Genomic DNA, 13,403 nt, shown 5'->3' on the forward strand with positions numbered 1-13,403 from the left:
ATGCCCTAAGGGAGCTGGATTTGTTTATTCTCAACAGATTCTTTGTAAAGGACGATTGTGTTTCCGATTATCTGGACAAGTTCGGCTCCCGTCCCGCCGATGAGTTCCTCTGCGACCGTGTCCCTGTCTTCGTCACAGTTCTGAAGGACGCTAACTTTCAGCAATTCCCTCGCTTCAAGAGCATCGGCAATCTGCTTGACCATGTTGCTGTTCACTCCGCCTTTTCCCACCTGGAAAATTGGGGTAAGGTGATGGGCCTTGGAACGGAGAAACCTTTTTTGTTTTCCTGTTAACATTTTGTACCTCCCAGTTGTTTCAGTACGGTTTTACGCATCCTGTCCGTATCCGGCTTGATTCCCGTCCATAATTCGAAAGCAAGTGCCCCCTGATGGACAAACATCCCCAGGCCGTTCAGCGTCTTTGCTCCCCGCAGGCGGGCCTGTTTCATGAATTCCGTTTCAGAGGGATTGTAAATAATATCGGCAGCATGCGCCTGCTTATTCAGGCCATCAAGGCCAATCGGGCTCACGCCTGGTTGTGGGTGCATGCCGACAGATGTTGTCTGAATAATAATAGTATACTCATTGATTTTTTCCGCCGCTTCTTCAATCGAGAGCGCCCTCGACGGAACACCGGTTTGTGATTCGCCCACGAGCGACTCCGCTTTTGGAAGGCTTCGGTTGCAAATATCAATTACGGCCGGATTAGTTTTTTCAAGGGTGAAATAAATCGCCCTTGCAGCCCCGCCTGCGCCTATTACGAGAATGGCCGGATCCTCAAGCTTCGGAAAACCTTCCTCAAGGCTTTTAAGGAATCCGGGGCCGTCCGTATTATAACCGGCAAGCTTGCCATCCTTGTTGACGACTGTGTTGACCGCGCCTATTTCTTTTGCAAGCGGGTCAATCCAATCCAAAAGAGGCATAATTTCCGTTTTATAAGGAATCGTCACATTAAAGCCAGCCGCCCCGATCGCCTTTAATCCGGAAACAGCTTCCCGGAGCCGGCCTTGTTCGACAAGGAAAGGATGGTAATGGGCATCAATCCCATACAGGCTAAACAGATCATTGTGCATTTGGGGCGAAAGGGAGTGCCCAATCGGATTCCCGATAACACCAAAAAGCTTTTTCAATACTATTCCCCCCGTACCTAAATAAGCGACTTGCGAAGCATCGTCTGGACGCCCCTTGGCACAGACGCCGTTACTTTCGCCCCCGGTTCATTGACTGTTACCCAGCCAAGCCCGGAAAAGACGATATCAGTCTTTGGTTCCCGGATTGTATATTCCTGTTTAACGAGTTCGGGAAATGTATCGAGCTCATCGGCGTTTGGAGGGGTAAGCATTTCCCCGACATGCCGTGCATAAAGGTCATCCGCATTTTCCGTTTTGGTCCTGTGGATGCCCAGGTCGTTAGAAAAATGGCACACAAGCGCCCTTCTTCCCCCCGCTGTGTAATCAAGCCGGCCGAGGCCGCCGAAAAACAATGTCTGGCCCTCATTCAACTGATAGACCTTTGGCTTAATTTCCTTTTTCGGGGTGATGACCTTCAAGTCCTTTTTGCCGACATAGTGGGCCATCTGGTGATGATTGATGATTCCCGGGGTATCGATTAGCGATTTACCATCATCAAGCGGAATCTTTATTATGTCAAGGGTTGTGCCCGGGAAGTGCGATGTCGTAATCACATCCTGGCCGCCGGCGATATCACGGATAATCCTGTTGATGAACGTGGATTTGCCGACATTCGTACAGCCGACAACGTAAACGTCCCTGCCCTGCCTATAGGAATCAATCGCCTCAGCCGTCTCCCTGATATTTTGGCCGTTTGCCGCTGAAATCAGGAACACGTCTTCTGCCTGGAGGCCGAGTTGCTTCGATTCTTGCTTCATCCAATTAATCAGCTTATTGTGCTTCACCGACTTCGGAAGCAGGTCGACCTTGTTTCCTACAAGCAGGATTTTATTTCCTCCTGCAAACCGATGCATCCCGGGAATCCAACTCCCATTGAAATCGAAAATATCAACGATTTTTACAATCAACGCGTCCGTATGTCCGATTTGATTCAGTATTTCCAAAAAATCATCATCGGTCAGGCTGACATCCTGGACCTCATTGTAATGCTTTAGGCGGAAGCAGCGCTGGCAAATAATTTGCTCCTTCCCAAGAGAGGAAGCGGGGGCATAGCCAAGTTCACCCGGGGACTCCGTCTGGATGGCTACCCCGCATCCGATGCAAATGTCACGTTCCTCTTCCACTGTTAGACCTCCCAATCAATCATTCCTTTTTTGCGGAAAAAATTCAGGATTCGGCGCTCAATTTTCCGGTTGAATCGTGTGAAAAATCCATCGGTTGATGCGACCGGAACAACAAGAATTGTATGGAAGCCGCCCCTGTTTCCTCCAAAAACATCCGTTAAAAGCTGGTCGCCGATGACAACCGTTTCTTCCCGTTTCAGGCCCATCCGTTCGACGGCTTTACGGAAAGCACGTGTCATTGGCTTACGTGCCTGGAAGATGAAGGGTATCCCTAGCGGATCGGAAAAGGATTTTACCCGCTGCTCATTATTGTTTGAAACGATCGTAACAAGAATATCATTCTTCCGCATTTCATCGAACCACTCAATCAGTTTTGGAGTGGCTTGCGGCCTGTCCCATTCGACAAGGGTATTGTCAAGATCGGTAATTATCCCTTTGATGCCCTTTTTTTTCAACTGTTCAGGAGTAATTTCAAATACGTTCTTTACATGCTCTGTGGGCAGGAAAAGGTTTAACATCGTAACACCCCGTTTTTATTTCATAAGGTTGGCAATGTTATCATCATAACCAATTTTGCCATAGGTTTCAAAAACATTTTTCCCAAACTTGCTCATTTCCACTAAATCCGGGAATTGACATCATCCGGTGCTATCCGCCTCCACTATAAAATAATTGTCGAAAACTGAGGCTGAATCCCTTCCTTCCCCCTTGTTTATTTAGGAGAAAGTGTCAAAAAAAGAAAATAGCTAGAAAAACTTTTCGACAAATTTGGCGCGAACCGAGCATGTGGATAACTTTATCAACATTATACCACTTGCTACTATCACCTTTTTCCCAATTATAAACAACTTAATCACAGGTTATCCACTGGTCCCTGTGGACAATAAGAACGATTGTTCCGTCCGATTTTTTTTGTTAGATTAAGGTTAACAACGATGAACTTATCAATATATGATGCCAGCGTGTATTTAGACACAAATTTTAACAGGGGGTGATTTCTGGCATGCGCAAACTGTCGGATGATTTGTTGATCGAGTCCTATTTTAAGGCTAGAGAACTGAACCTAAGCCCTGATTTTATTCGTCTAATCGAAAAGGAAATACAGCGCCGCTCTTTATCACATAAAGTTAGGGTATCCTCCTGACCTCGCCTGGTCAGGCTTTTTTTATGAAAAAACGGCGCTCGGATGGCGCCGTTTTTCCTATGAGCCTGTCCGGAGAGTGCCTACCTTTTCCCCCATCCTGACGTCGAATGGGGTTGAAATTGATCGTTCCGGAGTAAAACTTCCTTTTTCAAACAAAAGGACAATCGTTGACCCGAAGCTGAAATAGGCTATTTCCTCCCCTTTTTTAAGTTCATTGCCTTCATGCGTCGTTTCAATGGAATTAACAAACATCGCGCCAACCTTGACCACGGCAACCATTCCGGAGGCTGTTTGGATTTCCGAGATCATCCGGTAATTTTTTGACAAGGTGTCCACACCATATTTCAGGCCCCACTTGTTAACAGGATATGATTTTGCCCCAAGCGACCACTGACGTTTCACTTCCCCGTCCACCGGGCTGTGGATCCGGTGGTAGTGGCTCGGGCTTAAATAAAAAATCATATAAGTTCCATCCATATATTTTTCAGCGGTTTCTCTGTCCCCGAGCATGTCGATGACGGAATAAATTTTCCCCTTCACTTCCATTTCACTGCTCGGTTTAACGGTGCCAATATCCTCAATAACAGCATCGACAGGGCTGACAACGGAATACTCCTCCTGGTTAACCGGACGGGAGCCAGGCTTAAGCTTTCTAATAAACAAGTCGTGCAAAGTCGGATATTCCCCGATCGGCGTTTCCATTTCAATAGTGTTGAGTCTGTAGACTTTGGCGAAGCGGGAGACAACTCTCCTGCTTCTTGGGGACCTTGCAAATTTCCTTAAAAGCAAGGATGACCATTTGCCATTTGTCAACTCGATGAAAAGCCTGTAGATGGGCTTAAACAATGTACTAACCTCCAAATAGTGTAAATATACTCTTTACGAACCGTCATAAAAGCCTTAAAATGAAAGTATGATAGGTTAATGATTACGACTAGCCGATGGACGTGTGCAAGAATTAGGAACCTTGGCCACTGCCTTTGTTTCTTTCTTATACCGGACCTTCCACACAGGAATCCGGATTGCAAAAAAGGAGTGAGGAAATGTTTTTATTGGATGTAGTAGACCAAACAGTCAAAAAACTCAAAACACAAACAGCCAATGTCCTGACATTGATGAATTTGTCGCTCGGTGGTTTTGCAATTATATTTACAATTCACGGAAATTTAAGGCTCAGCCTTCTGCTCATTTTCATAGCCGCCTTGGCGGACAGGTTCGACGGTATGGTTGCCAGGAAATTCAATATCGAATCAGAGTTGGGAAAGCAATTGGATTCCATGAGTGATATTATATCATTTGGCGTGGCACCAGCACTATTAATATATCAAGGAATTTTATCTGAATTTGGCGGCCCTGGATCATTTTTCACCATTTTCTTCATCGCCTGCGGAGCCTTCCGCCTGGCCCGGTTCAATATCACGGAAAGCAATGGCTATTTCACAGGTTTGCCAATCACTGCGGCCGGATGCCTGGTTACACTCAGTTTCCTTGCCATCCCTTATGCTCCTCCGCAAACATTCCTGTTCATTGTTATGGCACTATCATTCCTTATGGTCAGCCCGTTTAAACTTAGGAAGGTATAAGAAAGTGCCGTGTTAGCGCGGAAGCTAGACAATTGTATACATTCTTATGTTTTGAAGCCAAAAACACCCCGGCTATCTATAAGCTGCCGGGGTGTTTTTTCATGTAAATTAAAGATTCTTGGTCAATTCAAGGAATTCGTGGACATCATCCATGCAGAGCTTTATGGCGCTTGCCCAGAAATCCTGTTTCGTCAGGTCTGCCCCGAGATGCTTTTCGGCGAGCTCCTCGACTGTCATTGATGCAGTATCCTTCAGAAGCGCGATATACTTTTCCTCATAACCGCTTCCTTCCTCGAGCGCCCTTGCATAAATACCGAGCGAGAACAAGTAGCCGAACGTATAAGGGAAGTTATAGAACGGCACACCTGTAATGAAGAAGTGCAGCTTCGATGCCCAGAAGGTAGGATGGTATTCTTCCAAAGAATCAAGATAAGCTTCCCGTTGCGCTTTCTCCATCAATTCATTCAGGCGGGCAGCGCTGACAAAGCCCTTTTTCCGCTCTTCATAAAAGCTTGTCTCGAACAGGAACCGGGCATGGATATTCATAAGGAAAGCGACAGAACGCTGGACTTTATCGTCAAGGAGCGCCAGCTTTTCTTCTTCGGTCTTCGCGTTTTTGACAGCCGCATCCGCGACAATCATTTCCGCGAATGTCGAAGCGGTCTCCGCCACGTTCATCGCATAGCTTCGGTTAAGCAGATGAAGGTCCCTCATTGCAAAAGTATGGAATCCATGGCCTAATTCATGGGCCAGGGTCGATATATTCGAAGGCGTTCCGGAGTAGGTCATGAAAATCCTTGATTGCTTCGATTCAGGGAAATACGTATGGAACCCGCCCGGCGCTTTCCCCGGCCTGTCTTCTGCTTCAATCCAATTGTTTTCAAACGCGTGTTTACTAAAAGAAGTCATTTCCTCGCCAAATTTGGCAAACTGCTCAAGGATGAATTCCGCCCCTTCATGATAAGGCACCTTGGAATCGGCGCTGCCAAACGGAGCATCCTGGTCATACCAGCTTAGTTTTTCCGCGCCTATCAGTTCAGCCCTCCGCTTAAGATAGGCTTTCAATGGCTCCTTGTTGGCGGTTATTGCACCCCACATAGCATCCAGCGTATCTTTTTTCATGCGGTTGTAGTCAAGCGGTTCTTTAAGGAAATCATCCCATCCCCTTAATTTATATACATTAAGCCGGAATCCAGCCAGGTGATTAAGGATTTTCGCCAAATAATCTGCATTTCCTTCCCAAGCCTTTTCCCATTCTTTAAATACAGCTTTGCGGACTTCACGGTCTGGGTTGGAGAACAGGTTTGCGGCCTGGCCGACAGACAGTTCCTTTGTTTCCCCGTCTTTGGAAAAATGGACCTTTGTTTTGCCAACGACCATGTCGTACATTTGGCCCCATGCATGGTAACCGTCAATTCCAAGGGCGTTGATTGCTGCCTCCTCCGCGTCTGAAAGTTTTTCGGCGGCCCGTACCCTTCGCTCAGTCAGAACGAATTCCAATTCCTTCAGCCTGCTGTCTTCCATCAGAGCATTCCATTGATCGTCTTCAATTCTGGCAAGCTTTCCATCGAAAACTGTCAGAGCAGTCTGGAAAGAAGCGTTCAGGCCAGTCGCCTTGGCGAGGAGTTCATGCGCTTTTTTATCCTCTGTGTTCTGTGCCTTTAGGCAGCTAAGGAACGCCCCCGCCTGGCGAGTTTTCATCGCGGTTTTTTCAAAGAGGCCAATGAGGTTGTCCAAGGCATCGGCATCCCCGGCATCGCCTTTTAGCTCCCACTTTTCCACTTCGCTAAAAAACAGGTCGATTGATTCCTTGGTGTTTTCAAGGTGGCGCTGGAACTCTGGTGAAGAGCTGCCGCCCGGAAAAAACACATCCAAATTCCACACATCCGAATACGTTGCGTTGACCATAATGATCCCCCTTATCTTTTTGCTGCAGGCGCAATGCCCGGTGAAATATGTACCACTTTATTATAGATTATTTTCAGAAGATTACCAATTTAGGAGTTCCATATTTCTTAAAAAAGAGAGCCGCCATCATGGCAGCCCGTCATTACCCTAGCATGGCCGGCCGCAGAAATACCACCAGCCGCCGAAGAGCAGGATAATAATTAAGAGAATGATGAAAAGCGCGTATAGAAAACCATATCCTCCGACGCCAGGCCCATATGGGTATACATATGGGTATGGAGGGTATTGGGACCCACAATACATGGCATTCACCCCTTCCTATACTATAGAGTATGTACCGGGCAAAAACGTGCATGGGCGGGTAAAAAAATCAACCTTCCGGAAGGGTTTCCTATATAATGGAGATAACTACTTGCGTTTTGCCGGGAGAGGGTACCTTGAAGACGATTATCCTAATCGATGATGAACAGAGAATGCTCGACCTGCTTTCACTTTATCTTTCGCCACGCGGATTTCAGTGCCTTACATTCACTTCCGCTCTTCCTGCCATCGATTATTTGGAAAGCGGGAGAGCAAACCTCGTCCTACTCGATGTGATGATGCCAGAAATGGACGGCTGGGAAGCCTGCCGTGAAATCCGGAGACACTCGGATATCCCGGTTATCATGCTGACAGCCCGGACAGAAAAGCCTGATATTGTAAAAGGATTGAAGCTTGGGGCGGACGATTATATTTCAAAACCGTTTGATGAAGAGGAACTAATCGCGCGGATTGAGGCGGTCATGCGAAGGAGGAACCCAACCGACAAGATCCTTTCATTCAGGGGGCTTGTCCTAAACCAATCTTCCTTTGAACTTGCTTACGAGGGGCAACCCATTTCCCTCACACCAAAAGAATTTTCAATCCTCGTGATTTTGTTGCAAAACAAGAATAAGGTATTCACTCGTGAACATTTGCTCACCACCGTTTGGGGGTTTGCCGCAACAACGGAAGATCGGACAGTCGATTCGCATGTCCGCAACCTCAGGGACAAACTGCGAAAAGCGGGCTTCCCGGTGGACGACCATCTCTCGACCGTTTGGGGAGTTGGATACAAATGGGTAGACTAACATGGATATGCATGGTCTGGGACTTCCGCCATGTTTACAGACGAGTATCCGGCAATCGGTCTATGTTGTTAACCATTTAAGCTTCAATGGTATGTGGCAGGGGAATAGGCTGAATCCGTAACTTCAAACAAAAAAAGCAGCTAAGCTTTAGCTGCCTTTTCCTTTTTTCCGCCGATCTTTCTCGGCCCGGTAAAATTCATGGAACATCTTCATCAACGCCCGCTTTTCAATCCTCGAGACATAACTCCTGGATATCCCAAGCTCCTTGGCAATTTCCCTCTGTGTTTTTTCTTTTTGCAAATCAAGCCCGAACCTTCCGACAATCACTTCCTTTTCCCTTGCATCGAGCACCCCGATGTATTGCTTGATTTTCTCAAGCTCCATATTCAGCTGGATTGTATCAATGACATCTTCGGATTCTGACTTCAAAACGTCAATCAGGGAAATTTCGTTTCCTTCCTTATCCTGGCCAATCGGGTCATGAAGGGAAACATCTTTTTTTGTCTTTTTCAAAGCTCTTAAATGCATGAGTATTTCATTTTCAATACAACGAGCGGCATAGGTGGCCAGCTTCGTTCCTTTCCCTTCCGAATAGCTTTCGATTGCCTTGATGAGCCCGATAGTCCCGATTGATATGAGGTCTTCGGCGTCCTCTCCGGTATTTTCGAACTTTTTTACTATATGGGCGACGAGCCGGAGATTGTGTTCGATAAGGAGGTTGCGGGCATTCGCATCCCCCGTCGCCATTAGCTTAAGGTACTTTTTTTCATCGGCCGAAGACAGCGGCTGCGGGAAGGCATTGTTTTTCACATAGGAAACGAGAAATACGACTTCTTTTACCAAGTAACCGAGGGCAGCCAGAATACCGGACATAGTCTCTCCCCGCTTTCTGCTCAGCTTGTGTTTTACCTAACTCTATGTAAAAAAAACGGGAAAAGTGTCTGTCCGCCCAAAATTTCTATCACCTACCTGCATTGGAAAAATAAACCTAACGAGTAAAAAAACAAACGAAATTACTTGCTGTGGGCAAATGGACATAACATGAAGCGGATTGTAGAATAGAAGTGAAAGAGGGGGAAAAGAGTTGGCTGAAAAAATCGTTTTATTGCTTGTTCTTATTATTGTCATCCTAGCTACAGCCGCACAGCTAATGTTTGGAGATTTTTCGGCTAAAAGGGGTTTTGCAGCTGCTGGAGCAATCCTCCTGGTCGTATATCTATGGTTCAGGCCTAAACGGCGGAGTTAATAAGAAAAGCGCGAGCGTCCGTTTAGCGCCGTATGAACTGGAGGGAAGCAGCTGCCTGAGTTACTTCCCTGCAGCTTTGCGACGAGCTGAAGATAACTTCCCCGAATTTACTATGGCGCAGGAGCACCTTGCCCACAGTAAAAGAAACACGATGAGCGAAGCATCTGCCCGCAATACTTCATGGATAGCTCCATTGAGAACCTTCGTGGGCTTTGCGACGAGCTGAAGATAAGCTTCCCCGAATAGGCTATGGCGCAGGAGCAACTGCGAATCGATGTTGACTTATCGTAGCGAGGGGACCGAAGTACACTAGGCGTTGGGCGCTCCTCGGAAAAGAAGAACACTTTTCCTTCGTGCGATGCTATGCTGCCGTAGCGTTCCTTGTGGAGCTAGACAAATTTTAAACATTCTTATCTTTTTTTTAAAAAAAGCATTAACCCGAGGGCTAATGCTTTTTTCCTTTAATTAATCCTCTACGCTTACCTCGGCGGCAATAACGCAGCCAATTACCCCTGTGATAATCAATGATAACGCCATCAAGAACATAATCAGCACCCCTTGCTCAATCTGTTATCTATATCTTAATTATAGTATATATAGTAGTTACCGTACAGCTTTGTGGCATTTTTACCTTTAGCCTGGCCTACTCTCTTTAGCAGAAGTAATAAACTGAGTAAAAAACAATGGATCGGCATGCCTTTTCCTCCTTTCAGGAAAATCGATTAAGCCGTATCTTTCCAAATCCAATACCAACCTCTTCTGTTCTGCATTAAAAACATCATGTCATTTTTCCCCTTTCTTGTTAGAGTGGCCTGTAAAGATTGAGTGCGCGTGCTTTGTTTTCCTCATGGATTCTTCTGGAATGTTCCAAGGCAATCAATTCTTCCGGGCTGAAGGTCCTCTTTTTAATTGTAATTGTTAAGAAAAAAAGTTGAAGTGTCATCTAGTATCACCACCTTTACTTAAAACGGGCGGTACAATGAAAATTGGCGATTTTTGTTTTCCTCGGTAATTTTCTCAATACGCTCCCGTCTCATTATTTCCTCCGGATCCATTTGTCGCTTCACAATCGTGATTGTCATAAAGAAAATGTTTAACGTCATCTCACTCACCTCCTCGATTCCATATCATTTTAACCACACAAAAAAGCCGCAGAAAGAATCGTTTCCCTGCGGCATACCTCTTTTCTCGAGCCAACCTTTTTATCAAGTGGGCAGGCTTCGGCGTCTAAAGGTTATTTTGAGCATAAAAATGCCGCGGGCACAGTTCTCCCACGGCATGGATATGGCTAATTGAACAAACTTACTTGTTAGGCAATCCAATCCTTGAAGGCAGAACATGCATGAATTTCATATGAAGTTTTGTTTCCGTCGTAAAACTTAATCATGGTAATGCCTCCTTTCAAGAATTTTTTTACCAACCATTGCCATTATATACACTACATGAATATTTGTAAACCATTTTGATGAAAAAAATTCATCCGTTTCATATTTATGGTAATTATACGCTGTGTTTTAAGCAAAATGAGCAAAAAAAAGACGCCCAATTAAAGGGCGGTGCTGTTTATTGGAAATATTCTTCTCCATCTTCATGTTCCATTAGTTGTTCCCTATAATGCTTCGATTTCAAGAAAGCTAGAATCGAACCAGCGAGGAAAACTAAAGAAGCGACTGTCATGCCAGCAGCATCCTTCACGTTTGCGGACGCTGTAGGAAGAATGGCGCCTATATAGAAAAATGAGCCCGTTGCCAAAAGGACAATTCCAAACCATTTGGTATCGGTCATTTTTTCAAACAGTTCTTTTGCCTGTAAATGCATCTTGCTCACCTGCTTTTCTAAAAGAATACTAAACTAATTTAACATATTTTTACGCATTGTGAGCAATGTAATTTTTAACATTCTTGGAACATTGATTTACTGGAACGCCAATGGCGACAGTTGTCACGAATCAGGGCTTTATATGACAACCTAACTGGGTTTTGCCAATTGGTTGTCACTAAACGCTAATTTATTGTGAATCATCTTAGGTTTTGATAAACAAACCGCCGGCCCCAAGGCGAGGCCGGCGTTGCAATTTGCTATTCCAATGCGTTTTTAAGATCCTCGATGAGATCCTCGGCGTCCTCGATTCCGACGGAAATCCGGACGAGGCCATCCGTAATGCCCAGTTCGGCGCGTCTTTCAGCCGGGATTGATGCATGGGTCATCCGCGCGGGAACAGAAATGAGGCTTTCTACAGCACCAAGGCTTTCTGCAAGAGTAAAGTATTTAACCTTGCCAAGCAGTTCATCGGCCTTTTCCGCGCTGCCTACATCAAATGATACCATACCGCCGAAACCACGCGATTGCTTCTTGGCAATTGCATGATTTGGATGGGTTTCCAGTCCCGGATAAAAGACCTTTTTTACCCCCGGATGGTTGACTAGGAATTCAACGATTGCCTTTGTACTGGCTTCGCTTTGTTCCATCCGGATTCCGAGTGTTTTCATCCCGCGCATCATAAGCCACGAATCCTGAGGCCCAAGTACGCCTCCGGTTGAGTTTTGGACGAAATGAAGCTCTTGGGCCAGCTTTTCGCTGTTCACGACTGCAAGGCCCGCGACAACATCGCTATGGCCGCCAAGGTATTTCGTCGCGCTGTGGAGGACAATGTCCGCTCCAAGTTCGATTGGAGTTTGCCAATAAGGGGTCGAGAACGTATTATCGACAATAGTCAGGAGCCCATGTTCTTTCGCTAGCTTCGCAACTCCCTCGATATCTGTGATCTTCATAAGCGGATTTGTTGGCGTTTCAAGATGGATAGCTCTAGTATTCGGCTTGATTTCTTTTTCAATGTTTTCAAGATTGCTAGTGTCCACAAAAGTACTGTCAATGCCCAAACGGTTCAGAACCTTTGTCATGACCCGATAAGAGCCGCCGTAGACATCGTCTGTCAAGATAACATGATCGCCTGAATTGAAAAGCATCATGACAGCCGTCATCGCGGCCATCCCCGAACCGAAAGCAAAGCCCGCATGTCCGCCTTCAAGATCTTTAATCAGTTCTTCAAGGGCATGCCTTGTCGGGTTGCCGGTCCTGGAGTATTCAAAGCCTTTATGGCCCCCGACGCCCTCCTGCTTGTATGTGCTAACCTGGTAAATTGGTACGGAAACGGCTCCCGTGAATGGATCGATCGGTATGCCTCCGTGAATCATTTTCGTTTTTCTTTTCAACTTATATCCCGCCTTCATAGATTTTTTTGCTTAAGTAGCGCTCGCTTCCATCCGGAAAAATCACGAGGATATTTGTTCCCTGCGCGGCAGTTTTGGCTTCTTGAAGCGCAGCATGGAAAGCGGCCCCTGATGAACTTCCGACGAGCAGCCCTTCTTTGGCGGCTAGTTCCTTGACTAAGCCGAAAGCATCTACATCAAGAACAGTATGGATTGCATCAAAATAGTTTGTGTCCATAAAGCCGGGTAGCATTTCCATGCCAATGCCCTCTGTTTTATGCGGGCCGGACTCGCCTCCGTTCAGGATTGAACCCTCGGGCTCGACAATGACAGTTTTAATGTCTTTATTTTTTTCCTTCAGGTAACGGGCGGTCCCCATGAAGGTGCCGCCTGATCCCGCGCCCGCTACAAATACACCAATATCTCCATCCATCTGCTCCCAAAGTTCGGGGCCAAGTGTTTTGTAATATGTTTCCGGATTCGCAGGGTTCTCAAACTGTTGAGGGCAATAGGAGCCAGGAATCTCGTCGACCATTTCCTTCGCTTTTTTGATCGCGCCCTTCATTCCCTCTTCGGTGGGTGTGTGGACAACTTTCGCACCTAGCGCTTTCATGAGCTCCTGCTTTTCAAGGCTGAATTTCGCGGGGATGCAAAAAATCACCTTAATGCCTCTATTAATGGCTGCAAGGGCTAGCCCGATGCCTGTATTTCCTGCGGTCGGTTCAATGACCGTTCCGCCTTCCTTCAATTTTCCAGTTTCGAATGCTTCACGAAGCAATTCCATGCCGAGCCTGTCCTTGACGCTCCCGCCAGGATTCATAAACTCAAGCTTTGCAAAAATCCTGACCCCTTCCGGAAGCGAAAAGGATTTTATTTCCACAATAGGCGTATTCCCAATCAATTCATGGACGCTGCTATAAACCTGCATTTTTCTCCCCCATCCCGCTGCTT

17 protein-coding genes are annotated in these 13,403 nt (G+C 46.2%); 4 read left to right on the top strand and 13 right to left on the bottom strand.

What is annotated here, in order from left to right; all coding sequences use genetic code 11:
* Window positions 1-5: 5 nt before the first annotated feature.
* Genes yhbY through V1499_RS15245 form a run of 4 tightly spaced genes read right to left on the bottom strand, consistent with a single transcriptional unit; the run spans window position 6 to window position 2,771 of the window.
* Window positions 6-296, bottom strand: coding sequence for a ribosome assembly RNA-binding protein YhbY (yhbY, locus tag V1499_RS15230; protein WP_409270733.1), 291 nt, complete (start codon window positions 294-296; stop codon window positions 6-8).
* Window positions 290-1,129, bottom strand: coding sequence for a shikimate dehydrogenase (gene aroE / locus V1499_RS15235; RefSeq protein ID WP_409270734.1), 840 nt, complete (start codon window positions 1,127-1,129; stop codon window positions 290-292). The genes yhbY and aroE overlap by 7 nt, the downstream gene beginning before the upstream one ends.
* Window positions 1,130-1,146: 17 nt before the next feature.
* Window positions 1,147-2,253: a ribosome biogenesis GTPase YqeH gene (gene yqeH, locus V1499_RS15240; protein ID WP_409270735.1), complete on the bottom strand. Its 1,107-nt coding sequence runs from the start codon at window positions 2,251-2,253 to the stop codon at window positions 1,147-1,149.
* A 2-nt stretch (window positions 2,254-2,255) separates the two neighbouring features.
* Window positions 2,256-2,771 carry a YqeG family HAD IIIA-type phosphatase gene (locus V1499_RS15245; RefSeq protein ID WP_409270736.1) on the bottom strand — a complete coding sequence of 172 codons (516 nt, stop codon included), beginning with the start codon at window positions 2,769-2,771 and terminating at the stop codon, window positions 2,256-2,258.
* Window positions 2,772-3,256: 485 nt separating this feature from the next.
* On the opposite strand from V1499_RS15245, the gene V1499_RS15250 reads away from it, so the two are divergent.
* Window positions 3,257-3,397, top strand: coding sequence for a sporulation histidine kinase inhibitor Sda (locus V1499_RS15250; RefSeq protein ID WP_316571937.1), 141 nt, complete (start codon window positions 3,257-3,259; stop codon window positions 3,395-3,397).
* Between the two features lie 57 nt (window positions 3,398-3,454).
* Here the strand turns inward: V1499_RS15250 and V1499_RS15255 are convergent, their stop codons facing one another.
* Window positions 3,455-4,243 carry a phosphatidylserine decarboxylase gene (locus V1499_RS15255; protein WP_409270737.1) on the bottom strand — a complete coding sequence of 263 codons (789 nt, stop codon included), beginning with the start codon at window positions 4,241-4,243 and terminating at the stop codon, window positions 3,455-3,457.
* 197 nt (window positions 4,244-4,440) lie between these two features.
* Here V1499_RS15255 and pssA point away from each other — a divergent pair, with 197 nt between their 5' ends.
* Window positions 4,441-4,980 (top strand): CDP-diacylglycerol--serine O-phosphatidyltransferase, encoded by a 540-nt coding sequence (gene pssA / locus V1499_RS15260; protein WP_409270738.1) that lies wholly within the window; start codon window positions 4,441-4,443, stop codon window positions 4,978-4,980.
* Window positions 4,981-5,088: 108 nt separating this feature from the next.
* On the opposite strand, the gene V1499_RS15265 is transcribed toward pssA, so the two are convergent.
* The gene (locus V1499_RS15265; RefSeq protein WP_409270739.1) at window positions 5,089-6,888 is read right to left on the bottom strand and encodes a M3 family oligoendopeptidase; all 1,800 of its coding nucleotides are present in this window, start codon (window positions 6,886-6,888) and stop codon (window positions 5,089-5,091) included.
* 147 nt (window positions 6,889-7,035) lie between these two features.
* A complete protein-coding gene (locus V1499_RS15270) occupies window positions 7,036-7,191 on the bottom strand; it encodes a hypothetical protein (RefSeq protein WP_409270740.1) in 156 nt (51 codons plus the stop codon).
* 134 nt (window positions 7,192-7,325) lie between these two features.
* Here V1499_RS15270 and V1499_RS15275 point away from each other — a divergent pair, with 134 nt between their 5' ends.
* Window positions 7,326-7,997: a response regulator transcription factor gene (locus V1499_RS15275; protein ID WP_409270741.1), complete on the top strand. Its 672-nt coding sequence runs from the start codon at window positions 7,326-7,328 to the stop codon at window positions 7,995-7,997.
* A gap of 147 nt (window positions 7,998-8,144) precedes the next feature.
* Here V1499_RS15275 and sigK read toward each other — a convergent pair whose 3' ends face one another.
* A complete protein-coding gene (gene sigK / locus V1499_RS15280; protein WP_409270742.1) occupies window positions 8,145-8,870 on the bottom strand; it encodes an RNA polymerase sporulation sigma factor SigK in 726 nt (241 codons plus the stop codon).
* A gap of 211 nt (window positions 8,871-9,081) precedes the next feature.
* On the opposite strand from sigK, the gene V1499_RS15285 reads away from it, so the two are divergent.
* Window positions 9,082-9,243, top strand: a complete 162-nt coding sequence (locus V1499_RS15285; protein WP_409270743.1) for a hypothetical protein — start codon at window positions 9,082-9,084, stop codon at window positions 9,241-9,243.
* Between the two features lie 802 nt (window positions 9,244-10,045).
* Here V1499_RS15285 and V1499_RS15290 read toward each other — a convergent pair.
* The 5 genes from V1499_RS15290 to V1499_RS15310 form a co-directional block, all read right to left on the bottom strand.
* Window positions 10,046-10,186: a YrzI family small protein gene (locus V1499_RS15290; protein WP_409270744.1), complete on the bottom strand. Its 141-nt coding sequence runs from the start codon at window positions 10,184-10,186 to the stop codon at window positions 10,046-10,048.
* 19 nt (window positions 10,187-10,205) lie between these two features.
* Complete coding sequence (locus V1499_RS15295; RefSeq protein WP_409270745.1) at window positions 10,206-10,346, bottom strand: YrzI family small protein; 141 nt, start codon at window positions 10,344-10,346, stop codon at window positions 10,206-10,208.
* A 460-nt stretch (window positions 10,347-10,806) separates the two neighbouring features.
* Complete coding sequence (locus V1499_RS15300; protein ID WP_409270746.1) at window positions 10,807-11,061, bottom strand: YrhC family protein; 255 nt, start codon at window positions 11,059-11,061, stop codon at window positions 10,807-10,809.
* A gap of 260 nt (window positions 11,062-11,321) precedes the next feature.
* Window positions 11,322-12,455 carry a bifunctional cystathionine gamma-lyase/homocysteine desulfhydrase gene (locus V1499_RS15305; protein ID WP_409270747.1) on the bottom strand — a complete coding sequence of 378 codons (1,134 nt, stop codon included), beginning with the start codon at window positions 12,453-12,455 and terminating at the stop codon, window positions 11,322-11,324.
* Between the two features lies 1 nt (window position 12,456).
* Window positions 12,457-13,380 carry a PLP-dependent cysteine synthase family protein gene (locus V1499_RS15310; RefSeq protein WP_409270748.1) on the bottom strand — a complete coding sequence of 308 codons (924 nt, stop codon included), beginning with the start codon at window positions 13,378-13,380 and terminating at the stop codon, window positions 12,457-12,459.
* Between the last annotated feature and the right edge of the window lie 23 nt (window positions 13,381-13,403).

Source organism: Neobacillus oceani (assembly GCF_046237595.1).
In the GTDB taxonomy this organism is placed as follows: Bacteria; Bacillota; Bacilli; order Bacillales; family Cytobacillaceae; genus Bacillus_D; species Bacillus_D oceani.

What these genes read in the sequence shown, in the direction of transcription:
- yhbY (WP_409270733.1), bottom strand. Translation starts at nt 296, where the DNA reads ATGTTAACAGGAAAACAAAAAAGGTTTCTCCGTTCCAAGGCCCATCAC.
- V1499_RS15245 (WP_409270736.1), bottom strand. Translation starts at nt 2,771, where the DNA reads ATGTTAAACCTTTTCCTGCCCACAGAGCATGTAAAGAACGTATTTGAA.
- V1499_RS15250 (WP_316571937.1), top strand. Translation starts at nt 3,257, where the DNA reads ATGCGCAAACTGTCGGATGATTTGTTGATCGAGTCCTATTTTAAGGCT.
- pssA (WP_409270738.1), top strand. Translation starts at nt 4,441, where the DNA reads ATGTTTTTATTGGATGTAGTAGACCAAACAGTCAAAAAACTCAAAACA.
- V1499_RS15265 (WP_409270739.1), bottom strand. Translation starts at nt 6,888, where the DNA reads ATGGTCAACGCAACGTATTCGGATGTGTGGAATTTGGATGTGTTTTTT.
- V1499_RS15270 (WP_409270740.1), bottom strand. Translation starts at nt 7,191, where the DNA reads ATGTATTGTGGGTCCCAATACCCTCCATACCCATATGTATACCCATAT.
- sigK (WP_409270742.1), bottom strand. Translation starts at nt 8,870, where the DNA reads ATGTCCGGTATTCTGGCTGCCCTCGGTTACTTGGTAAAAGAAGTCGTA.
- V1499_RS15290 (WP_409270744.1), bottom strand. Translation starts at nt 10,186, where the DNA reads ATGACACTTCAACTTTTTTTCTTAACAATTACAATTAAAAAGAGGACC.
- V1499_RS15295 (WP_409270745.1), bottom strand. Translation starts at nt 10,346, where the DNA reads ATGACGTTAAACATTTTCTTTATGACAATCACGATTGTGAAGCGACAA.
- V1499_RS15300 (WP_409270746.1), bottom strand. Translation starts at nt 11,061, where the DNA reads ATGCATTTACAGGCAAAAGAACTGTTTGAAAAAATGACCGATACCAAA.
- V1499_RS15310 (WP_409270748.1), bottom strand. Translation starts at nt 13,380, where the DNA reads ATGCAGGTTTATAGCAGCGTCCATGAATTGATTGGGAATACGCCTATT.